Below are 22609 nucleotides of genomic sequence, written 5' to 3'. Positions count from 1 at the left end.
GCATTGCACCAACAAAAATGACCTCATTCTGCAAAACTTCTCTATCTTAATACTAAATACAATTATGCGCTGAGCTGACTCGGGCTAAAATCGCGCAAAAACCAGCTCAATTCACTAGCTCAATTCATTCCGGTAATGATGACTGGTCGTCAAATATAAACCTCGCCGCAACTCCACCGGTTTATCACCATAAGTAAAAGAAACACGTTCAACATTCAGTAGCGGCGTGCCCATATTCACATGCAGCAAATGCGCAGCGACATCGTCAGCACAGACCGCTCTGATCTGTTCGGAAGCGCGAATCATATGCGTACCAAACTCGGTCTCAAACAAACCGTACATCGGCCCCTTATATTCATTCAGACGTTCCGCCGTCAAACCCTTGAAAATAGAGCCCGGCAACCACAGATCATCAAGAATTGTCGGCACACCCGAAAATGACTGAACCCGACGAATAAAGACTACCGAATCACCGGACTTAATCTCTAGCAAGCGCGCAACCTCAGCCGGCGCCCGCAAACGGCGGACTTCAATAATTTGATTTTCGGGATAATGTGGCACGCCTTCATCCGGTGCCAATCTGAGAAAACGGAACTGCGCCCTTGCCTCGTGATGAGTCGCAACGAAAGTCCCCTTACCCTGGCGACGCACCACCAGATTTTCAGCAGACAATTCGTCGATTGCTTTGCGCACCGTCCCCTGACTAACCTTAAAGCGACTCGCCAACTCCATCTCACTAGGAATGAGCTCGCCCGGCTTCCACTCTCCGGATTGCAAACCCTGAGTAATCAATGCTTTGATTTGCTGATAAAGAGGACTAAAGGTTGGTGCCGCACCGGCAACCGAACCTGCAACGCCAGCGCCAGAGCTCATCGAGCTCCCCGGATAAATATTGGCATTTGGTGTGATAGAAGTCATAGTCCGCAATTTCACCACAAAAACACCCATCACGTCCACAAATAACTAGCAACTTATATGTCTTATATAAGACATAAGATAGTGATTGACATGGTAAAACATAGAGCCTACACTCGCGTCCGAGCGATTGACACTGATAGCAGCAAAGGCGTAAATGCAGCAAACAACTATCAGGCAATATAGTTTGGATATCTGCAATGTAAAGCGAAAAGCGCATGGAAACATGTATTTTGGCTGACCAGCAGACAATTTCAGCGGTATCATTGAGTATTTTCCGTTGCGGGCTAGTATCGTCGCAACATGTTTGAACATCATTTTTCATACCACTTTTCGGAGATGCATCATGGCTAAATCCCCTATGCGCGTAGCTGTTACCGGCGCTGCTGGTCAAATCGGTTATTCCCTTCTGTTCCGTATTGCTAATGGCGATATGCTTGGTAAAGATCAGCCAGTCATTCTGCAATTACTGGAAATCCCAGACGAAAAAGCTCAAAAAGCGCTGAAAGGCGTGATGATGGAAATCGACGATTGCGCGTTCCCATTGCTGGCTGGCATGACAGCACACAGCGATCCGATGACTGCATTCAAAGACATCGACGTTGCTTTGTTAGTTGGCGCACGTCCACGTGGCCCAGGCATGGAACGTAAAGATCTGCTCGAAGCCAATGCGCAGATTTTCACAGTTCAAGGTAAAGCGTTAGATGCAGTTGCATCACGCAATGTCAAAGTTCTGGTGGTTGGCAATCCAGCTAACACAAACGCTTACATCGCCATGAAATCCGCACCTAATCTGCCGGCGAAAAACTTCACTGCAATGCTGCGTCTGGATCACAACCGCGCCTTGTCTCAAGTTGCTGCAAAAATTGGCAAGCCAGTTGCTGCGATTGAAAAACTCTGCGTATGGGGCAATCATTCTCCAACAATGTACGCTGACTATCGTTTTGCAACTGCAGATGGCGCTTCCGTTAAAGACCTGATCAACGATCAAGTCTGGAACAAAGACGTATTCCTGCCAACAGTAGGCAAACGCGGCGCAGCAATCATTGAAGCACGTGGCCTGTCTTCTGCAGCCTCTGCAGCGAATGCAGCAATCGATCACGTACGTGACTGGGTTTTGGGCACAAACGGTAAATGGACAACGATGGGCATTCCTTCCGATGGCTCTTATGGCATCCCTGAAGGCACCATGTTCGGCTTCCCTGTGACAACAGAAAACGGCGAATACAAAATCGTTCAAGGTCTGGAAATCGACGAATTCTCTCGTGAACGCATCAACATCACCCTCAACGAGTTGCAAGAAGAGCGTGATGGTGTAAAACATCTGGTTGGCTGATTTAAATAAAGGCAGAATTCATTTGAATGTGAACTCTGCCTGTCAGCATTTTATTGCCATAGCCTGATGCATCCTTCTCAAGCCTTATTTCAGGATCAGCTAACACCGGTATTTTTACCGGTTTGCGATCACTATGCAGGTTCAGAAAAGTTAATGCGTAAGTCTATGGCACTCCAGCAAACGCTTGGTGCTGCGTTTGACATCACATTTGATTGCGAAGATGGTGCCGCGACCGGCAATGAAGCCGAACACGCCAGACTGGTAGCAGATCTACTGAATAGCCAGGAAAATCGTCACAATCGCATCGGTGTCAGAGTACACGACCTCCACCACGCGGCGTTTGAACAGGATTTATCAATCATATTGCCAGCCGCAGCAAATAAACTGGCTTATGTCGCATTACCCAAAGTTGACTCAGCACCGCAGGTTACAGCCGCGATAAAAAGAATAAATTTGCATGCGGAAACCGCTGGCAGAAAGCATTTACCCGTTCATGTCCTGATTGAATCACATGAAGCACTTGCAAATGTAATGGCGATCGCAGCTATTCCACAAGTTGAATGCCTGTCATTTGGAATTATGGATTTTGTCTCCGCCCATTTTGGCGCGATTCCTGCTTCCGCAATGCGCTCACCAGGACAATTTGAACACCCTTTAGTGGTTCGTGCAAAACTTGAAATAGCTGCCGCTTGCCATCGTTACGGAAAAGTACCATCACACAATGTAACAACAGAAATCAAGGACTCCAGTATCATCGCCAATGATGCAAAGCGAGCGAAAAATAATTTAGGTTACACGCGCATGTGGAGTATTCACCCAGATCAGATTCAAACGATCATCACGACAATGGCGCCTCAATTTGATGAAGTTGTTGAGGCAACCGATATACTGATGGCTGCACAACAAAAACAATGGGCTCCGATTCAATTTCAGGGGAAATTGCATGACAGAGCCAGTTATCGTTACTACTGGACCATCTTGAAACGCGCCGCATCAGGTGCGACTAACTTGCCAGCAATGGCGCAAGCATTACTTAAAGGAGACTCTCTATGAATACCTTGTCACTCCGCATCGCAGGCTTGGTGTTTGCCGGCAGCTTTATTTTTTCTCCAATGACAGCGCAAGCTGAAATCGCAAAAAACAAAGCGAAAGTGTCCTCAAAAGCAAGCAAGACTCCAACACACTCTGCGAAGGACGAGGAAGAAGCTGAGCCGGATGTGCAATTGCATGCCAGTGCTGATTACAAATGTGAACTGGGCAATTCCCTCACCATGTACAGCAACGCAGACGATCCACAACATATCGCAATGCGTTGGAAAAAACGCCTGTACCGCATGTCCCGCGTGGAAACGACGACAGGCGCACATCGCTTCGAAAATACGAAGGCGGGCTTTATCTGGATAGGCATTCCTGCGAAAGGACTGCTGCTTGATTCTCGCAAAGGTCTGCAACTTGCAAACGAGTGCAAGACTGCACAACAAGTATTGGCGGAATCGTCTGCAAGCACCGACAGTGCTGTACAAACAAAGTAGTTTTCAAGCTTTTAAGGTTCAAGTCCACGTCACCCAATGTATACACATATCTGTATATGCATAGAGCGACATGGGATAGTAGTAAACATGTTATTTGATCTTTGATTTTTGTAAATAAGGAACAGCCATGAGCCAAAATGCGTATCAAGATGCATTCAAAACCCTGAAAGATTTTAAAATTTCAGACACGAAGAAAGGCAAGTTCTTCTCTTTGCCTGCACTGGAAAAAACCCTGGACGTTAAAATCTCCCGTCTGCCAGTTTCCATTCGCGTGGTTCTGGAATCTGTTCTGCGTAACTGCGACGGCAAAAAAGTTACTGAAGAACACGTTAAGCAATTAGCTAATTGGGGTGCAACAGCTTCCCGCGTTGACGAAATCCCATTCGTGGTTTCCCGCGTTGTGCTGCAAGACTTTACCGGCGTTCCTCTGCTGGCCGATCTGGCAGCGATGCGTAACGTCGCCGCAAAACAAGGCAAAAATCCAAAAAATATCGAACCATTGGTTCCAGTTGATCTGGTCGTGGATCACTCTGTACAAATCGATCATTTCCGCGAAAAGAAAGCGCTGGACCTGAACATGAAACTGGAATTCTCGCGCAACAACGAGCGCTATCAGTTCATGAAATGGGGTATGCAAGCGTTTGATACATTCGGCGTGGTTCCTCCTGGCTTCGGTATCGTTCACCAGGTTAACCTTGAGTACCTGGCACGTGGCGTACACAAAGTTAAAGACGCGAAGAAAAACGAAGTTTACTACCCAGACACATTGGTAGGTACTGATTCTCACACCACCATGATCAACGGTATTGGCGTGGTTGGCTGGGGCGTGGGTGGTATCGAAGCTGAAGCCGGCATGCTCGGTCAGCCAGTGTACTTCCTGACACCTGACGTGGTTGGCGTAAACCTGACTGGCGCATTACGCGAAGGCTGCACTGCAACCGATCTGGTACTGACAATCACTGAATTGCTGCGTAAAGCAAAAGTCGTTGGTAAATTCGTTGAATTCTTCGGCGAAGGCACACGCACACTGTCCCTGACAGATCGTGCAACTATCGCCAACATGGCTCCGGAATACGGCGCAACGATGGGCTTCTTCCCAGTTGACGAAGCAACCATCGACTATTTCAAAGGTACAGGCCGCACTAAAGCAGAAATCGATGCATTCGAAGGCTATTTCAAAGCACAGAAAATGTTCGGTATTCCGAAAAAAGGCGACATCGATTACACCACTGAAATTTCGCTGGATCTATCGACAGTTTCTCCATCACTGGCGGGTCCTAAGCGTCCACAAGATCGTATCGAGATCGGTAACGTTAAATCGACATTCGCCGACCTGTTTGCAAAACCAACATCTGAAAACGGCTTCAACAAAAAAATTGAAGATCTGGATGCGGAATACACCAACGCTGATGGCGTCAAAGTTAAGAACGGCGATGTTCTGATTGCGGCGATTACTTCTTGCACTAACACATCCAATCCTAGCGTTTTGCTGGCCGCTGGTTTGTTAGCGAAAAAAGCAGTTGAAGCTGGTTTGAAAGTAGCTCCGCATATCAAAACGTCGCTGGCGCCTGGCTCCCGCGTCGTCACTAAATATCTGGAAGCGGCTGGCCTGTTGCCATATCTGGAAAAACTCGGTTTCGGTGTCACTGCTTATGGTTGCACAACCTGTATCGGTAACGCCGGTGATCTGACTCCAGCAATGAATGAAGCGATCGTTGCTAACGACGTCGTCGCATCCGCTGTATTGTCTGGCAACCGTAACTTTGAAGCACGTATTCACCCGAATATCCGCTCTAACTTCCTGGCATCCCCTCCACTCGTCGTTGCTTACGCTATTGCTGGCAACATGACGAAAGATCTGATGACAGAACCAGTTGGTCGCGTTAAAGGTAAAGACATTTTCCTGGGCGATATCTGGCCAACCAGCGCAGAAATTCAAAAACTGATGAAGTTTGCGATGAATGCAAAAACATTCAAAGACAACTACGCTGACGTTAAAGGTGCACCAGGCAAATTGTGGGAAAACATCAAGGGTGTGGCAGAAGGCGAAGTCTACAACTGGCCTGCTTCCACTTACATTGCTGAACCACCATTCTTTGCTGACTTCGCTATGGAGCCAAAAGCTGCTGCGACTGGCATCACTGGTGCACGCGCACTGGGCGTATTTGGTGACTCCATCACGACTGACCATATTTCTCCAGCTGGCTCTATCAAAGAATCCAGCCCAGCAGGTAAATGGCTGAAAGAAAATGGCGTATTGAAGGCTGACTTCAACTCCTACGGTTCACGTCGTGGTAACCACGAAATCATGATGCGCGGTACATTTGCCAATGTTCGTATCAAGAACCTGATGATTCCAGCAAAAGAAGATGGCTCCCGCGTTGAAGGCGGTGAAACATTGTTCCAGCCAACTGGCGAACAAATGGCGATCTACGATGCAGCGATGAAATACGTTGCAGAAGGTACGCCAACCATGATCTTCGGCGGCGAAGAATACGGTACAGGCTCTTCCCGTGACTGGGCTGCAAAAGGTACGCAATTGCTGGGCGTCAAAGCAGTGATCGCACGCTCTTTCGAGCGTATCCACCGCTCCAACCTGGTTGGTATGGGTGTATTGCCTTTGCAATTCCTGGGCACAGACAGCGTTGACTCCTTAGGCATCACAGGCAATGAATCCTTCGATCTGAAAGGCATAGAGAACGATATCAAACCTCAACAGGAAGTCACTCTGGTTATCCACCGTGCTAACGGTGAAACTCAGGAAGTGAAAGTTCTGTTGCGCATTGATACGCCTATCGAAGTTGATTACTACAAACATGGAGGTATCCTGCCATTCGTCTTGCGTCAATTATTGTCGGCAGCGTAATGCATCAATGCCGCTGTTTTGACAGCGGCATTGTGAAATAAAAATGGGGTGCACTCCTTCTGGAATGCACCCCATTTTTTGCCTGACAATCTTTAAGCTTGAGTATGATTGCAAGGAAGTTGTAAGCCAGCCCGTTTAATGTAACGCTATGCCTGAATTACATCTGCCGTGTCGCAGACGGCATTCAAACAATCAGATACTAAAACAGTTTTAAATTCTTTCAGGAGACAACTATGTGGAAAATTCTCGTCGGCTTTATTATTTTCGCTGCAGCAGCACTGTTTTTAATCTTTAAAGCAGGCGATAAAGTTGATATGCAGGGCGAAGCGGCTGGCCACAATCCGACCGAAGTTCACTCCGCATCCGCCAGCGCCGAAGCCACTACACCAGCACCTGTTGCCGCCCCTGCTCCAGCCAGCGATGCCGCTGCCAGCAGCAAATAATTTAGTTGCTCGTCTCTGCATCAATCCATTTAATTTCTGTATTGATTGCCGAGTAAAAAAAAGCTGCCGTTAATTTCAGGCAGCTTTTTTCATTTCCACCAACGCCTGCTCAATGTCGGCGATCAAATCTGCTGGCTCTTCCAGGCCGATATTAAAGCGCACCAGAATACCTCTGGACTGCCAGCGATCCCGCATCTGTTCTATGCGGTAAGGCAGGCACAGGCTGTGCGCACCGCCCCAGCTGAAACCAATCTTGAATAAGTTCAGACTATCGACAAAACGATCCGTTTGCTGCTCAGTATAATTCTCGTCAAACAGCACTGAGAACAAGCCACCTGCTCCACTGAAATCACGCTTCCAGATCTCATGCCCGGGACAATCGGGCAACGCGGGATGCAACACGGTGCTGATCTCCGGCCGCTGCACCAGCCAGGCAGCGACTTCACGCGCACTGCGATCATGCGCCTCAAAACGCAATTTCAGGCTGGGCAAATTACGCAGTACCAGATATACATCATCCATGCCCACACCAAAGCCCAGGCGCATGTGCGCCAGTTGCAAACGCGTATTGAGTGCTTTGTCTTTGGTGATGACAGCACCCATTAACACATCCGAGCCACCACTCTGGTATTTTGTCAGCGCCTGCATGATGATATCCACGCCATGGGCAAACGCCGGAAAGGCGATACCCGCAGACCAGGTGTTATCGAGCGCCACCAATACTCCCCGGGCGTGTGCAGCAGCACAGATCGCCGGAATATCAGGCACCTCCATCGATACCGAACCCGGTGCTTCGGTCCAGATTAAGCGGGTATTGTCCCGAATTAAGTCAGCAATGCCAGCACCAATCAAAGGATCATAAAAGCGTGCGCTGATACTATAATTCTGACTCAGCCAATTCGCCAGATCGCGATTCGGGTTATAGACGTTATCCGGAATCAGGACATCATCACCACTTTTCAGCAATGCCAGATCTATCAGAGTGATTGCCGCCAGCCCACTCGGCACTAACAGGCAATGATTGCCCTGCTCTATTTCTGCTAAACTCGCCTCAAGGGTAAAACTGGTTGGTGTGCCATGCAGACCATAGGTGTACGAGGATTTATCCTGCCAACTGCGTGATCTCATCGCAGCGACACTGTCAAACAATACTGTCGACGCGTGATGAATCGCTACCGGAAACGCACCGAAACCATCTGGCGCGGTATAAGCACTATGAATCGCACGGGTAGCAACACCAGAGATCTGAGCTTCTTTTTTTGTCATATAACACCTTGATTGATTCAGCAATATCAAAACATCCCAGCACACATCTGTGCGAAGAATATACTCCCCCCAGTATATTGAGAGCCCAATATTCGACAAGGAGATTTCATACATTTACTTAAAAAAATGGGGGAGTATCTATCAAAACCAGATTTTACCGGCCAGTTATCTGCATCATCAGCACAACTGACACCGATCAGCAGCAATCATTCCCGCCATCAAAAACAGAACATCATAGTAATTTTGTAAAACATCGTTTCAACGCGGCAAAAACCAGCATGACTGAGGGCCAACATAAATTTCCTGTAATAAAAGTCGATTAGAATGACGCCTTTGTATCCAAGAGGACATCGCTATTTTTGCCCTTGTATCTGTCCGACCAGCAGACGCAAAAAATGCGGCCATATCAATCATTGACTACGCCACACTAAAACGAACGTACACACCCGTATTTGCAATGAGATGAATGTCCTCCTTTTAATACTCCGTAGTAGCTTACTCGTATATCTGATTCTGATTCCAGTCTTGACCCAGGCAGCAATCACCCGGGTCATCTATTCTGCCGGCGAAGTTCAGAATGAAACGCGTTTTAATGACGTGATTGAAATTCTGTGTACTGCGCTGGAAAAAACCCGCTCACGATACGGTGATTATGAGTGTCTTCCAGACGCGCAAATCATGCCAAAAAAACGAGTATTACAAGAACTGGAAAAAAACGAACATAACATCAATGTCACGTGGAATCCAACCTCAATCGAGTTGGAACAGCGTTTTGCGACGATACGCTTCCCTTTGCGCAAAGGCTTGCTCGGCTATCGCGTTCTTCTGATCAACAAAGAAAATCAGCCAAAATTTGATCAGATAAAGGCGCCGGAAGACCTGAAAAAAGTAAGCCTTGGACAGGGTGTGGACTGGAATGACAATGCAATCTACGAGAACTACGGCATCAGGGTTATACAGGGAAAATATTCCCAGCTTTTCAAAATGCTGACCGCCAATCGTTTCGATGGATTCCCGCGTGGTATTGGCGAAATTCTGACCGAGTACGAAAAAAATAAAGAACGCAATCCAGAACTGAGCATAGAAAAGAATCTGCTGATTTACTATCCGTTTCCCTACTATTTTTTCTTCAACAAACAAGATACTGCGATACGGGACAGAGTGGAAACAGGCTTACGCATCATGCAAAAAGATGGCAGCTTCGATGCGATCTTCAATAAATACCATCAAGATGCAATCGAAAAGCTGAATTTAAAAGGACGCAACGTTATACGTCTGAGCAACCCGCTGCTTCCCAAAAATACACCGGTGAACGATGCAAAACTTTGGTACGTTCCCGTCAGGTAGCATGAACATGCGGCATATTTGCCACTCAGATTTGCGGATACTCTCTGTATAAAAAAAGGCGCTGTATGCGCCTTTTTTTATTTCTTGCTGCGTCGCTTCTTCGTTTTCTGTGGATCAGTATTTACTATCTCTAACGTAAAATCCTGCCGGACATTGCCATCGGCGGATAACCAGATGCCACGTACAGTTTGCCCTTGAAGATCACCATCCCATTGACCGGAAACATCCGTACCATCCACCGATTCCTCCATACTCAGCCTGTCTGCGGTCACCTCCCCGGCAAGCAAAATTTTCTGACTTTGCTGCGCACCTGCGACAACGACATAACTACCTTCAACACTGTCGCGATCTTCGGTTTTCGGTTGCAAATGCATACGCACCTGCTTAGCACCCAATTGTCCACGCAACTCTATGGCTCTGGCAAACACAGGATTCGACATCGCACTACCAGTTTGCAGCTCCTGCGCCTGAACTGTCCCTATACACAGGCAAGCAATCAGCGATAGTCTGACTGACAACATCCACTTCATCAAATTGCCTCACCCCACAAGTCATGCGCATCCGCTGCGGTAATGGTGACGTTAACGAATTCCCCCACCTTCAGCTTGCGGTGCGGCTCAAATGGCGGCTTGACGTAAACAACACCGTCAATTTCCGGCGCATCCGCAGACGAGCGGCCGACGCCACCACTACGATCAAGAGAATCTATCAATACACGCACCGTTTTACCAATTTTCGCCTGCAAACGTTTTTTAGAAATTTCTTCCTGCAACTCCATCACACGACGGCGACGATCTTCGCGAACATCGTCTGGTAATTGATTGGCTAATTCGTTCGCTGTTGCACCTTCCACCGGTGAATACGCAAAACAACCAAGTCGGTCGATTTCTGCTTCTTTCAAAAAATCCAGAAGGTATTCAAATTCTTCTTCCGTCTCACCGGGAAAACCAGCGATAAAGGTCGAGCGTATCGTGATTTCCGGACACATCTCGCGCCAGGCCTTGATACGCTCTATATTTTTTTCGCCACTGGCTGGGCGCTTCATCCGTTTCAGCACATCGGGGTGTGCGTGTTGCAGTGGCACATCCAGATAAGGCAAAACATGGCCATTGTTCATAAATGGGATAATCTGATCCACGTGCGGATAAGGATAGACGTAATGCAGACGCACCCATGCATCGTATTGCTTCGCGAGTTCACCGAGCGCCTCGACCAGTTGCGTCATGTGCGTTTTGACTGGTTTGCCGTTCCAGAAGCCGGTGCGGAACTTCACGTCCACACCATAGGCACTGGTATCCTGCGAAATGACCAATAACTCTTTCACACCAGCTTTGAACAGGTTTTCCGCTTCCAGCATCACATCCGCGATTGGACGCGACACCAGATCGCCACGCATAGAAGGAATAATGCAGAAACTGCAGCGATGATTACAACCTTCAGAAATCTTGAGATAAGCAAAATGCTTAGGGGTCAGCTTCACGCCCTGCGCCGGCACGAGATCAATGAAAGGCTCGTGCGGCTTAGGTAAATGCTTATGGACTGCAGTCATTACCTCACTCAAGGCGTGCGGACCGGTCACTTCCAGAACTTTGGGGTGAATAGACTGAATCATGTCGTTGCCGTCCGCGTCCTTCTTCGCACCAAGGCAACCAGTAACAATCACCTTGCCGTTTTCAGCCAAAGCTTCACCGATGGCATCAAGAGACTCCTGAACCGCCGCATCAATAAATCCGCAGGTATTGACGATGACCAGATCGGCTCCGTCATAAGATTTCGCGGTTTCATATCCTTCAGCACGAAGCTGGGTCAGGATTTGTTCAGAGTCAACCAGTGCCTTCGGGCAACCGAGGGAGACAAATCCAACTTTAGGGGAGTTCGTGACTTCGGGACGGCGTATTTCAGTAATGGACATAACGATGCGTAGATAACAAAAAGGGTACAAAAGGTAGGGTAGGAACAGGTCATTGCTGACCCATCCCCCCCTAAGAACCGTGCTTGCGACTTTCACCGCACACGGCTCAAGCCTATGAAGCTCCCCTAAAAAGAGGTTCTCCGTTACAAAGCCCCAAAAGCAGGGGCCGGCTTTAATACATTCAAACCAGTGTGATGTACTTGCATATGACAGTGAGGATGTAACAACACACGATTGCTAAGAGCATCAGACCCACCATGCACACGATAGTCAATGTGATGGTCATGCCAGCCTGTTGCTTTAGTCATCTTGCATTGACACACAGCACAGAGTCCCCCTTGATCTAGGTACATGCGAATCCATTGCTTTCGATGCCGCATGTTTTCCAACATGCGTTCCTGCTGCAATTGTTCACCGTACATTTCCCACGAAGGATCAAAAGGGTTATACGCCCCTTTGATTTTCTTGTGCCGCTTAATAGTCGTTCCCGCTAAATGATATAACTCTTTAAACGAAGAACTACCATCTTCATTCACTACAGGACAAGCAAACACCCAGCTTCTTCCACTGATGGTATGAAAATATCGATATTTCACCCATTCTGCGGATTTATTTGGATGCCGCCGTTTCGCCCATCGCCAAAGCACTCGAAATAATAAGTGATCCAAGCGACTGTACGTTTCTTTAGCAACGACCGAGCGATGATATTGAGACCAACCCCGTAATATCGGATTGAGCAACAAAATCAATTCCATCTGCGCAACCGTTTTATGACTAGTGATGACTTCCTTTACCTTTCGATAAAACGTAGTTACGTTTTTCTTACTCGGTTTGATAAGTAATTTCCCTTTGTACTTGCGGAAATTCCACCCCAGAAAATCAAAGCCACCGTCAATTTGTACAATACGCGTCTTTTCCTTAGAGAGTTGCAATCCTCGAACCGCAAGAAAAGTTTCTACCCAAGGTTTGATTTCGTTTTCCAATATCTCTTTCGAGATACCAGTAATTACAAAATCATCCGCATATCGAACCACATTGATTTTAAGCCTTTGGGCTTTCGTCGCACCAAACTTCTTACTTAAGTAAGAATTCAAGCCCGACTCCAGTCCATTCAACGTCACATTTGCCAAAGTCGGAGAGATAATCCCTCCTTGTGGCGTACCTGCCTCCGTATCCTGAAACTGACCTTGATAGATCATGCCTGACTTTAACCACTTGCGAAGAACGCTACGTTCCATAGGAACATTCGCCATCAACCACTCATGATTAATATTGTCAAAGCAACCTGCTATGTCTGCTTCCAACACCCATTGAGCCGAAGCTTTACTGGCTAAAGATACAAACAATTGGGACATCGCATCTGCTGTTGATCGATTGCTCCGAAATCCATAAGAATTCGGGTCACTCGTCGACTCAGACACGGGTTCCAACGCCAACAAAAATAAAGCTTGCATAGCCCGATCTAGCATAGTGGGTATCCCTAAAGGGCGTTTTTTCCCATTTGCTTTCGGTATATAGATTCTTCGCAAAGGCAAAGGTCTATATCCACGCTGCTTCATCCTGTTGACGGCAGCAAACCGTTTTTCAGGTGAATCCCACAACTCACCATCTACACCTGCGGTACGTTTACCTTGGTTTTCGGTAACACGCTTGACCGCTAACAACTTTGCGGAAAACGTGCGGGTTAACATTCGTTGCAGGGCTTTCACCTTGCGCCATTTGCCTTCCCGTGTAGCCTTCGCAATTCGTATCTGCATCCCTTTCACGTTTCGCTCTACTTGCCGCCAGTTAACAGCGTGCCAGTCTTGCGGTGCGTGAGAAAGCGCAGACACATCCATTTGGATATGCACTTTCATGCTGCTTTCCTCCTTGTAAATTGATAGATAACTTCAATTTTCCAAGTGGAAACTCATAACGCTCCTTGTGGGAGCGTCCATAGCTCCCACAAGTAAAAATATCCGTCTGGTGAGTATCATGTCCTGATACTCACCCTTCACCCCATCCAAGGTAAAGGGGTGGTCAGCCGTCTTGCGACGATAGACCAGATAGAAGTCTGCACCCTTTCAGGTCGGGACAAATCTTGAATCCCTATCCGAACCGTTACAGCCCGGCATTCGCTTTCTCTATCCTCCCATGCCCGCTCCTCCAACAGTTTCCCTCACGGGTTACCTGCCAATATCCGATATATTAATGGGGATATGGCGGAGAGTCGGGTTTTCCACGTTCCCTATTTGTCACACGACTAGGTTAGGGTCTATCTCTCCTCCGATGGTCTAAATGACGACGTATTTCGTAATTCGAGCGAAATATCCGACCATATACCGTTTTGGTTAATGCCTAACAGCAGATTTGGCATTTCAATGGTCACGGAGTTTACCAATAGTTCACTTACGTTACCCATACTAGCCAGCCAAGTCCCGCAGCCCTATTCTGCTAAGAGCATAGTTACATTCCTCGCGGAAAATAACCCCCATTAACTGGGTGGATACGTTGTCAGGAAAGCTTCACACAGTCTCGTTACCAATACTGCATGTTTCCATAGGCTACTGTTAGTCGTATAACAGGTTCACTATATGTCATAAGAAAAAGAAACCACTGACATATCGAACAATGACAAATAGAGCTTTCGCCCCCTTTACAGCTTGTTCTAACACAGATACATTTTGTGTTCAATTTCTCTGAATACTGCACTCCATGACCACATATTCCGATTTATCTCAACTAGCGAGAATAACTCCCGAAGAATTAAAAATTCTGAGAGCAACTACCGGAATACTTAAGATCACAGCCCTCGAAGTTGACGGTTACTACCTACCAATGATTCACCACACCCCGCCTGACGGGGAGTCAGAATTTCATGGATTCATCATGGACGGTGAGAACATCTTAGCAACCGTAGAATTAGCTGATATAACTACAGCTTTAGAAGAAGTCCTTGGGACTCAAAACTACCTTTTGAATACAGAAATCCCAGAAGGTGTAAAGATTCACTAAGACCCCTTCCGATCAGCCATAAACTGCTATGGCTGCTCTTCTTAACCTCTGATGCCCTAGAGTAATTTTATTTAAAAGAGTATTTTCTCTTTACACGGGGACGAAGTGTCGTGTCGCACCGAATCCGCCATTGTACCCTTTACCACCTTTTCTTGCCCAGCTTAGCATGAAAATTCCTGAAAAATCAGAGGCTTAAGCTGTCGCAATTAAAATTCCTGCTTATTTTTTATTCACATCTTCCGGGTTAAACGGAAAAACATTGAATATATTTTTAGCCTGATTTTGCATCTGCTCCTGCATTTGTACGAACAGATTTTTACTTTGATCGATGTAATTACCCATCATGCCTTGCATCATCGGCCCCTGGACATTCATGAATTGCGTCCACATTTCAGGGCTGAACGGCTTACCTTCGTAGATTCCTTTGGAATTTTCAGCCAGTTTATTCTGAATATCAATGAATGCCTGCACGTTTTTCTCAAGATAATTACCCATCATTCCCTGCATGGCATGACCGTAGTAACGAATGATCTGGGATAACACAACGCTGGAAAACATAGGTGAGCCACCGGCCTCTTCTTCGAGAATAATCTGCAGCAAAATACTACGCGTCAGATCTTCACCCGTTTTAGCATCAACCACGGCGAAATCGTCGTTTTCAAGCACAAACTGCTTTACATCCACCAAGGTAATGTAACTACTCGTTTGCGTATCGTACAGACGGCGATTCGGATATTTTTTAATCAGATGCTGTGTTGATTTTTTTGCGCTATTCATTGAAATCTCAATTGATAACTTACACATCCGGCTTCATCGCGAAATCAAGTTTCGACTAAATAAAACCAAGACTCACTCAAACAAACGCATGCACTCTTATGCCATTGAGTACAGCAATTTGATTGTCCCCTTTTTATCGCTATTTTTAACGTTGTTTTTTAAATTAGCAAAAAAATATGCCCACCAAAATCCTTGCTTTGGTGGGCATATTCTACCGCATTGCAGTAAAAAAACAGTAGCAAACTTGTTTAAATTGACATCGAACAACAAACAACAGTGACCACTGGCGTCGCTCTTATCCCATATGCAAACCACCATTAATCGAGAAGTCAGACCCCGTTGCATATCCACCTTCATCCGATGCGATCCAGGCGACAATAGAAGCGATTTCTTCCGGTTCCGCCAGACGTTTTACCGGGATGCCGGAAACGATTTTTTCAAGCACATCAGGTCGAATCGCCTTCACCATATCCGTACCGACATAACCTGGAGAGACAGTATTAACCGTCACACCTTTGGTCGCAACTTCCTGCGCCAGCGCCATCGTAAATCCATGGATACCAGCTTTCGCGGTGGAATAATTAGTCTGACCAAACTGCCCTTTCTGCCCATTGACCGAAGAGATATTAATAATCCGACCCCAGCCACGATCAACCATGCCCTCAATAACTTGCTTGGTGACGTTGAACAACGAGTTCAAGTTGGTATCCATCACGGCATCCCAATCAGCCTTGCTCATTTTCCGGAACTGACCATCACGGGTAATACCGGCGTTATTCACCAACACATCAATTTCACCGACTTCTGCCTTAACTTTATCAAAAGCAGCTTTGGTTGATTCCCAATCTGAAACATTCCCCTCTGAAGCATGAATGTCCAGGCCTTCGGCACGCATATCGGCGAGCCATTTATCCTTGCGAGGAGAGTTCGGGCCACAACCTGCGATGACGGTATAGCCCTCTTTGCACAAACGTCTGCAAATTGGAGTCCCGATTCCACCCATACCACCTGTTACGTACGCAACACGTTTCGCCATACTTTTTCTCCTGTTTTAAATTTAAACTGCAGAAATATCCACCATTACACTAATTTGCTCTGACTTTGACGTAGCGTCCGGGAGCTGCTTCGATTACCGTATATTCTGCATTTCCCGGTTTTACAGGTGCCTTTACCATTTTCCCGCCATGTTTTGCCAGAAATTCTGACCATACCGGCCACCAGCTACCTTGATGTTCAACTGCACCAGAAAACCAGGCATCAGCGCTCTCAGTTGCAACCGGATTAAACCAATAGCTGCGTTTCTTCTTTGCCGGAGGATTGATGACGCCGGCAATATGACCAGAAGCGCCAAGCACAAACATATTTCGCTCTTTGTGCTCTGGATTTAATATATTTAGCGATGCAAAAGCGGCCTTCCAGGGAACGATGTGATCCTCACGGGAACCGTACACAAATACAGGCGCATCAATCGTTCCGAGAGAAACCTGATTACCTGCAACGGTCAACGCACTGGTTTGTCGTAATTTATTTTCCAGATAAGTATTTCTCAGATACCAGCAAAACATAGGCCCCGGTAAATTAGTACTATCGGCATTCCAATACAAAAGATCGAACGGCGGCGGCGCCTCCCCTTTCAGATAATTCGACTGCACATAGCTCCATACCAGATCATTCGCACGTAAGCTTGAAAAAGTACTAGCCAGATCACGACCCGGCATAATGCCTTTCCGCCCGATACTTTGCTCACGCAACGCAACCTGTACCTCGTCCACAAACACGTCCAGCACACCCGTGTCTGAAAAGTCCAGCAAGGTCGTCAACAATGTGAGGCTGCTTGCTAGATGAGCCCCACGTGCCGCCAACACAGCCAAAGCCGTAGAAATAATCGTGCCACCGACGCAAAAACCAAAGGCATTCACCTTTTCCTGCTTACTGATGGCGCGTACGACCTCAAAAGCTTTGATTGCACCGTCTTCGATGTAGTCATCCCATGTCACTTCAGACATAGACTCATCGGGGTTGGCCCACGAAACCAGAAATACCGTGTGCCCTTGCTCGACGGCATAGCGTACCAGCGAGTTCTCTGGTTGCAGATCAAGAATGTAATATTTATTAATACAAGGCGGAATCATCAGCAATGGGCGCTGATGAACTGTTTTCGTCAGAGGGGTATATTGAATCAACTGAAATAAACGGTTTTCAAAAACCACTTTACCTGCCGTTGTTGCTACGTTTTTACCCACTTCAAACGCAGACTCGTCCGTCTGCGATATGCGCCCCTTTTGCATATCAGCGAGCATCTGACTGATGCCTCGGGCCAGGCTTTCCCCTTTGCTTTCGATGAGCTTTGACTGCGCCTCGGGGTTTGTGACCAGGAAATTGGCTGGCGACATCGCATCAATCATTTGCTGCACCGCAAAACTGATTTTTTGTTTGATTTTTTGCGGCGCTTCAACTGCCTCAGCAATTGCCATCAGAAACCGTGCATTCAACAAATAGCTGGCAGCACTGTAAGAGTGCATCGCATGATTATGCCAGTCAGTAGCAGAAAAACGCTTATCGTTCAATTCCGGCAATTTCGACAAAGCGAAATCCTGCCACAAACGCCCGAACTCCTGCATGTATTCATTCTGCAAGCGTGCCAGCGCCGCCGGATCTATCTTCGCACCGATATCTTTTAACACATCTGATACCGGCATTTCCGCCATAACCCTTACTGGCTGAACCCAATCCTGCCAAGGTGCCTGACTTCCCAACTGTGACATCCATTCGGAGTACATAGCTTGAGGATCGAAAGTCTTCATGCGAGTCTCCTGATTTTCGCGTATCGTTTCAAGTTAATTATTGAACGTCCTGCTATCCTGATATTTGATTTTTCTCTGCCGGACAGACTGAATTTAGAAAGAAATTTTATGTACATTGTCGCAATTGCCTGGATCTATGTTGTTTTGCTGATGGCAATGACAGAACCTTCATTTATCGCAGGATGCATGACTTTTATCATGTACTGTGTTTTTCCTTTGTCTATTGTTTTATACCTGATGCGCGCCCCTCAACGCAAGCATAAGCGAGCAGAAAATCAAGCTGCACCGCAACAATCCGGCTCTGACAAAGTCCATTCAGAAACATAAGCCGAAGACGCTTATTTAGCTGCGGCGTCAAACCAAATCAGACTGATCATGCGACCGGTCACACCGTCGCGCCGATACGAATAAAAGTTTTCTTTATCGGTAAAGGTACAAAAGCTGCCGCCAAAAATATCATTGACGCCTTCACACAATAAAATTTCTCTCGCCAACTGATAGATATCAGCAAAATACTTTTCCGTCTCAGCCGAAGACGTTTTTTTGCTGAAGCAGTGTACAAAATTTTTACCCGTAGATGCAAAAATATCAACTACATCTTGACCAACCTCAAATGCGTCCGGACCTATTGCTGCCCCCATCCACGCAAAAATCCGCTCAGCTCCCCGAGCACGCATTTCGGCCACCGTACTCTGCAATATCCCACTCGCTAACCCACGCCAACCCGCATGGGCGGCAGCAACAACTTTTCCGCTTTCATCACAAAACAAAACTGGCAAACAATCGGCGGTCAAGATTGCGCAAACTTTCCCGCCTACCGAACTGACAACGGCATCAGCCTCCATTCCAGACTCAAGGACGTCAACATCCACGACAATATTACCGTGAACTTGTGATGGTAATATGACATCGGATGGCAGACATGCATTTATTTTTGCGCGATTTTCAAGAACTGCCGCAGGATGGTCCTGAACATGCAACCCGAGATTCATTCCATGCACTCCGCAAACGTTCCCATATACTCCGGAACTTACACCACCGCTGCGTAACGTTGAAAATGCCTTCACTGAGGAATGAATGCCGCACCAGTCGGGTTGGATTACCGGAAACGGCAAGGTATCTTGCGGCATACGACTCATGGCAAGGAAATTCCAGCCTCATTCAGCAACTGAAGAAAATCATCAGCAACGGCCACTTCCCACTCCACATGTTCACCCGTCTGTGGATGAATTAATCCCAACTTCCTGGCTTGCAAGGCTTGTCGTGGGAAAAAACGTGCGAGATGCTGCTTGCCATACAAAGGATCCCCAACCAAAGGAAACCCTAGAGAATGCATGTGAACGCGAATCTGGTGGGTGCGACCAGTTTCTAACTGACATGCCACTAAGCTGACAGGAAATTTCTCTAACATCCCCGTCGCGATACGTTGAAAATGCGTGACGGCAGGCTTGGCAGTAATACTGCGGGAAACAGCCATCTTGATACGGTCACGCGGATGTCTTGCCATTGGCGCATCAACGGTACCAGAAACGTTAGGCGTTCCCCATACCAGCGCATAGTATTCCCGCTTCACGCTGCGATCTTGTAACTGACGCACCAAATCCGTGTGCGCTATCAGGTTTTTGGCAACAACCATTAATCCTGAGGTGTCTTTATCCAAACGGTGGACAATGCCAGCGCGCGGAACACCTAACAGCGCTGGCCACCGGAACAGCAAGCCATTCAACAAAGTTCCCGACCAATTGCCGGCGGCGGGATGCACCACCAGTCCGGCCGGTTTGTTCACAACAATAACGGCGTCATCTTCATAAACGATATCCAGAGGAATGTCTTCTGGCGCAAAAGCACCTTCATCGGGAGCGGCCTGTGGCTCAATAATAATTTTTTCATCACCAAGCATCGTCATCTTGGTCCGGCCAGGCTTACCATCAACCGTAACGAAGCCGTCCTCTATCCATTGCTGAATGCGGCTGCGGGAATATTCCGGAACCAATTTTGATATGGTCTTATCCAACCGTTCGCCGCATGCAGCGGAGGTCAGTTTTAATTCTATATTTTCTGCTGCTGAAGAGAAGTCTTCGTCCACTTCTTCATCGTCAACTGCTAAGTCTAAATCGACGTCAACATCAGAATCTGACAAAATCACTGTTGTAGTTGGTTTCACATTTTTTGTCATCGGCTATAATCCGTAAATTGTTTTCATGCTCACGCACAAATCTATGCACATTAAATCTTTGAAATTGCTGGTTCTGGCTATGGCCGCGTCGTTGACTTTAAGCGGCTGCGGGGCTTTTGGTGACAAGGGCGACGAGACCAGAACGTGGTCCGCATCAAAATTATACGCTGAAGCAAAAGACGAAATGTCGAATGGCGGATATGAAAAAGCAATTCAGTACTTCGAAAAGCTGGAATCTCGCTTTCCCTTTGGTACCTACGCCCAGCAAGCACAGATGGATACCGCTTATGCTTACTATAAACAAGGTGATCAGGTCCAGGCACTGGCTGCAGTAGAACGTTTCATTAAATTACATCCGAATCACAGTCATGTCGATTACATGTATTACCTGCGTGGTCTGATTAATTTTAACGATCAGTTAGGCTTACTCAATTTCCTGGCAAATCAAGATATTACAGAGCGCGATCCGAAAGCATCACGCGATGCTTTCGATGCGTTCAAGCAACTGGCAACTCAGTTTCCGGATAGTCAGTACACTCCGGATGCAATCTCACGCATGAAATACTTGGTCAATGCGCTGGCGCAATACGATGTTCACGTTGCACGTTACTACGTCCGCCGTGGTGCGTACCTCGCTGCCGCCAACCGCGCGCAGGCTGCAATTACCGAATACCCTGATGCGCCGGCAATTGAAGAAGCGATGTTTTTACTGGTGAAATCTTACGACGCAATGGGAATGACGGAATTACGAGACGACGCGAATCGTGTATTTCTGAAAAATTTTCCTAACAGCGCTTACCTGACAGGTACCGCGAAAAACAAATCCGCTTGGTGGAAGTTCTGGTCCTGAAGTAGAAAAAATTTAAATAGCGAAGCCGGTCAATGACCGGCTTTTTTTATCTACGCTTAAATCTCCCCTGTTCTTCGCCTGAAAACCCAACGTCCATTCTCAGAAGCCTCCTCGTCGTATAAATAACCGTCAACGTTAAAGTTTTTTAATAATTCAGGATCTGCAATCGCATTTTCAGCGCAATAACGTGCCATCAATCCGCGCGCACGCTTGGCATAAAACGAAATAATTTTGTACCGACCATTTTTCCAGTCCTGGAAAACCGGATTAATAATGTCCGCATTCAATGAGGTCGGTTTAACAACTTTAAAATACTCTTCTGATGCCAGATTAATTAATACTTTTTCGTTTAAAGAACGCAATTTCTCGTTCAACAGGTCAGTTACTTTTTGCCCCCAAAATTGATACAGATTCTTACCGCGTGGAGTCATTAAAGAAGTCCCCATCTCCAGCCTGTAGGCCTGCAACTGATCCATAGGTCTAAGCACGCCATACAAACCGGATAAAATCCGGACATGTTTCTGCAGATAAGTTAAATGGTGCGCTTGCAGACTGGCCGCATTCAACCCTTCGTAAACATCCCCATTAAATGCAAAAATGGCTTGCCTGCTCCGATTAGAGTCTGGCGTTTTCGTCCATAGCCGAAAACGATCAACATTTAAACGAGCTAACGCCGGCGAAATTTCCATCAGCTTAATTAAATCAAGCTCAGATAGGCCTCGCGAAATGGATACCAATTCTTCCGCCTCATCCAAAAGCTCAGGTACCGTAGAAATATTTGTAGAAATCGGGGTTTGAAAATCAAGACTTTTGGCTGGAGATAATACAATGAGCATAAAAATTAACGAGATTAAACATAATGACCGCAATCATACCCAAGCACATCGTCATTGACACAAATGTCTGTCTGGATTTATTCGTTTTCAATGATCCGCGCTGGCTAGACATTCTTCACGGATTAAAGAATGGACAGTTAAAAGCCATTACCCGCACCGACTGCAGAGAAGAATGGCTGGCAGTTCTGAAGTATCCACACCTGCCGGTGACTCAGGATAAGCTGCCAAATATTTGCCAACAATTCGATCTTCTCATCGAGTGCGTCGCACCACCATTAAATGCGGATATACGATTACCGGTTTGTAGCGACAAAGATGATCAGAAATTTCTTGAGATCGCCAGAGACAGTTCCGCAACCACACTGATCACAAAAGACAAAGCACTACTTAAGTTGGCAAGAAAAATACGCAAAGCCGGTCTCTTTTCTGTAGAAACACCTGAGCAATTTTTAATAGCATGGACTCAGGAAAACAGCAAAACCAACGACAATCAAGTAAAACAATGATAAATTTTATTCCCATAGATCATTCTGCGATAAAGTACTGCTACTATGT

The 22609-nt window shown here is 46.8% G+C and carries 20 protein-coding genes; 9 read left to right on the top strand and 11 right to left on the bottom strand.

Annotated elements, in window-relative coordinates; translation table 11 throughout:
- Nucleotides 1-114 precede the first annotated feature (114 nt).
- Nucleotides 115-918: a GntR family transcriptional regulator gene (locus H8K29_RS08570; RefSeq protein ID WP_186885512.1), complete on the bottom strand. Its 804-nt coding sequence runs from the start codon at nucleotides 916-918 to the stop codon at nucleotides 115-117.
- A gap of 343 nt (nucleotides 919-1261) precedes the next feature.
- Between H8K29_RS08570 and H8K29_RS08565 the strand changes: the two genes are divergently transcribed.
- From H8K29_RS08565 to H8K29_RS08545, 5 genes are all read left to right on the top strand, one after another.
- Nucleotides 1262-2251: a malate dehydrogenase gene (locus H8K29_RS08565; RefSeq protein ID WP_186885513.1), complete on the top strand. Its 990-nt coding sequence runs from the start codon at nucleotides 1262-1264 to the stop codon at nucleotides 2249-2251.
- Between the two features lie 66 nt (nucleotides 2252-2317).
- A complete protein-coding gene (locus H8K29_RS08560; protein ID WP_186897252.1) occupies nucleotides 2318-3304 on the top strand; it encodes a CoA ester lyase in 987 nt (328 codons plus the stop codon).
- A complete protein-coding gene (locus tag H8K29_RS08555; RefSeq protein ID WP_186885515.1) occupies nucleotides 3301-3783 on the top strand; it encodes a hypothetical protein in 483 nt (160 codons plus the stop codon). The genes H8K29_RS08560 and H8K29_RS08555 overlap by 4 nt, the downstream gene beginning before the upstream one ends.
- A gap of 127 nt (nucleotides 3784-3910) precedes the next feature.
- On the top strand, nucleotides 3911-6649 hold the full coding sequence (gene acnA, locus H8K29_RS08550) for an aconitate hydratase AcnA (RefSeq protein ID WP_186885516.1): 2739 nt from the start codon (nucleotides 3911-3913) through the stop codon (nucleotides 6647-6649).
- Between the two features lie 233 nt (nucleotides 6650-6882).
- Nucleotides 6883-7092: a hypothetical protein gene (locus tag H8K29_RS08545; RefSeq protein ID WP_186885517.1), complete on the top strand. Its 210-nt coding sequence runs from the start codon at nucleotides 6883-6885 to the stop codon at nucleotides 7090-7092.
- Nucleotides 7093-7167: 75 nt separating this feature from the next.
- Here the strand turns inward: H8K29_RS08545 and H8K29_RS08540 are convergent, their stop codons facing one another.
- Nucleotides 7168-8358, bottom strand: coding sequence for a cystathionine beta-lyase (locus H8K29_RS08540; RefSeq protein WP_186897251.1), 1191 nt, complete (start codon nucleotides 8356-8358; stop codon nucleotides 7168-7170).
- A 462-nt stretch (nucleotides 8359-8820) separates the two neighbouring features.
- Here H8K29_RS08540 and H8K29_RS08535 point away from each other — a divergent pair, with 462 nt between their 5' ends.
- A complete protein-coding gene (locus tag H8K29_RS08535) occupies nucleotides 8821-9705 on the top strand; it encodes a transporter substrate-binding domain-containing protein (RefSeq protein WP_186897250.1) in 885 nt (294 codons plus the stop codon).
- Between the two features lie 77 nt (nucleotides 9706-9782).
- Here H8K29_RS08535 and H8K29_RS08530 read toward each other — a convergent pair whose 3' ends face one another.
- The 3 genes from H8K29_RS08530 to ltrA form a co-directional block, all read right to left on the bottom strand.
- Nucleotides 9783-10235, bottom strand: coding sequence for a hypothetical protein (locus tag H8K29_RS08530; RefSeq protein WP_186897249.1), 453 nt, complete (start codon nucleotides 10233-10235; stop codon nucleotides 9783-9785).
- Nucleotides 10235-11617 carry a 30S ribosomal protein S12 methylthiotransferase RimO gene (gene rimO, locus H8K29_RS08525; protein ID WP_186897248.1) on the bottom strand — a complete coding sequence of 461 codons (1383 nt, stop codon included), beginning with the start codon at nucleotides 11615-11617 and terminating at the stop codon, nucleotides 10235-10237. Before rimO ends, H8K29_RS08530 begins: the two co-directional genes overlap by 1 nt.
- Before the next feature lie 143 nt (nucleotides 11618-11760).
- Nucleotides 11761-13473: a group II intron reverse transcriptase/maturase gene (ltrA, locus tag H8K29_RS08520; RefSeq protein WP_186897247.1), complete on the bottom strand. Its 1713-nt coding sequence runs from the start codon at nucleotides 13471-13473 to the stop codon at nucleotides 11761-11763.
- An 838-nt stretch (nucleotides 13474-14311) separates the two neighbouring features.
- Between ltrA and H8K29_RS08515 the strand changes: the two genes are divergently transcribed.
- A complete protein-coding gene (locus H8K29_RS08515; protein WP_186897246.1) occupies nucleotides 14312-14611 on the top strand; it encodes a hypothetical protein in 300 nt (99 codons plus the stop codon).
- 219 nt (nucleotides 14612-14830) lie between these two features.
- Here the strand turns inward: H8K29_RS08515 and phaR are convergent, their stop codons facing one another.
- The 5 genes from phaR to H8K29_RS08490 all read right to left on the bottom strand — a co-directional run bounded on the left by phaR (nucleotide 14831) and on the right by H8K29_RS08490 (nucleotide 20368).
- The gene (phaR, locus tag H8K29_RS08510; protein ID WP_186885522.1) at nucleotides 14831-15388 is read right to left on the bottom strand and encodes a polyhydroxyalkanoate synthesis repressor PhaR; all 558 of its coding nucleotides are present in this window, start codon (nucleotides 15386-15388) and stop codon (nucleotides 14831-14833) included.
- A 295-nt stretch (nucleotides 15389-15683) separates the two neighbouring features.
- Nucleotides 15684-16424 carry a 3-ketoacyl-ACP reductase gene (locus H8K29_RS08505; protein ID WP_186885523.1) on the bottom strand — a complete coding sequence of 247 codons (741 nt, stop codon included), beginning with the start codon at nucleotides 16422-16424 and terminating at the stop codon, nucleotides 15684-15686.
- Between the two features lie 49 nt (nucleotides 16425-16473).
- A complete protein-coding gene (phaC, locus tag H8K29_RS08500) occupies nucleotides 16474-18192 on the bottom strand; it encodes a class I poly(R)-hydroxyalkanoic acid synthase (RefSeq protein WP_186897245.1) in 1719 nt (572 codons plus the stop codon).
- 338 nt (nucleotides 18193-18530) lie between these two features.
- The gene (gene pgeF / locus H8K29_RS08495) at nucleotides 18531-19322 is read right to left on the bottom strand and encodes a peptidoglycan editing factor PgeF (RefSeq protein ID WP_186897244.1); all 792 of its coding nucleotides are present in this window, start codon (nucleotides 19320-19322) and stop codon (nucleotides 18531-18533) included.
- 5 nt (nucleotides 19323-19327) lie between these two features.
- Entirely contained in the window at nucleotides 19328-20368 is a 1041-nt protein-coding gene (locus H8K29_RS08490) for an RluA family pseudouridine synthase (RefSeq protein ID WP_186897243.1), read from the bottom strand.
- Nucleotides 20369-20411: 43 nt separating this feature from the next.
- On the opposite strand from H8K29_RS08490, the gene H8K29_RS08485 reads away from it, so the two are divergent.
- Nucleotides 20412-21218, top strand: coding sequence for an outer membrane protein assembly factor BamD (locus H8K29_RS08485; protein ID WP_186885527.1), 807 nt, complete (start codon nucleotides 20412-20414; stop codon nucleotides 21216-21218).
- A gap of 56 nt (nucleotides 21219-21274) precedes the next feature.
- On the opposite strand, the gene yaaA is transcribed toward H8K29_RS08485, so the two are convergent.
- Nucleotides 21275-22054, bottom strand: a complete 780-nt coding sequence (gene yaaA / locus H8K29_RS08480) for a peroxide stress protein YaaA (protein ID WP_186897242.1) — start codon at nucleotides 22052-22054, stop codon at nucleotides 21275-21277.
- 23 nt (nucleotides 22055-22077) lie between these two features.
- Here yaaA and H8K29_RS08475 point away from each other — a divergent pair, with 23 nt between their 5' ends.
- Nucleotides 22078-22560 (top strand): putative toxin-antitoxin system toxin component, PIN family, encoded by a 483-nt coding sequence (locus H8K29_RS08475; RefSeq protein WP_186897241.1) that lies wholly within the window; start codon nucleotides 22078-22080, stop codon nucleotides 22558-22560.
- Nucleotides 22561-22609: the final 49 nt, after the last annotated feature.

Source organism: Undibacterium sp. CY21W (assembly GCF_014284265.1).
GTDB lineage: Bacteria > Pseudomonadota > Gammaproteobacteria > Burkholderiales > Burkholderiaceae_D > Undibacterium > Undibacterium aquatile.
The sequence above is the reverse complement of the archived record's forward strand: the minus strand, read 5'-3'. Positions and strand labels throughout refer to the sequence as shown.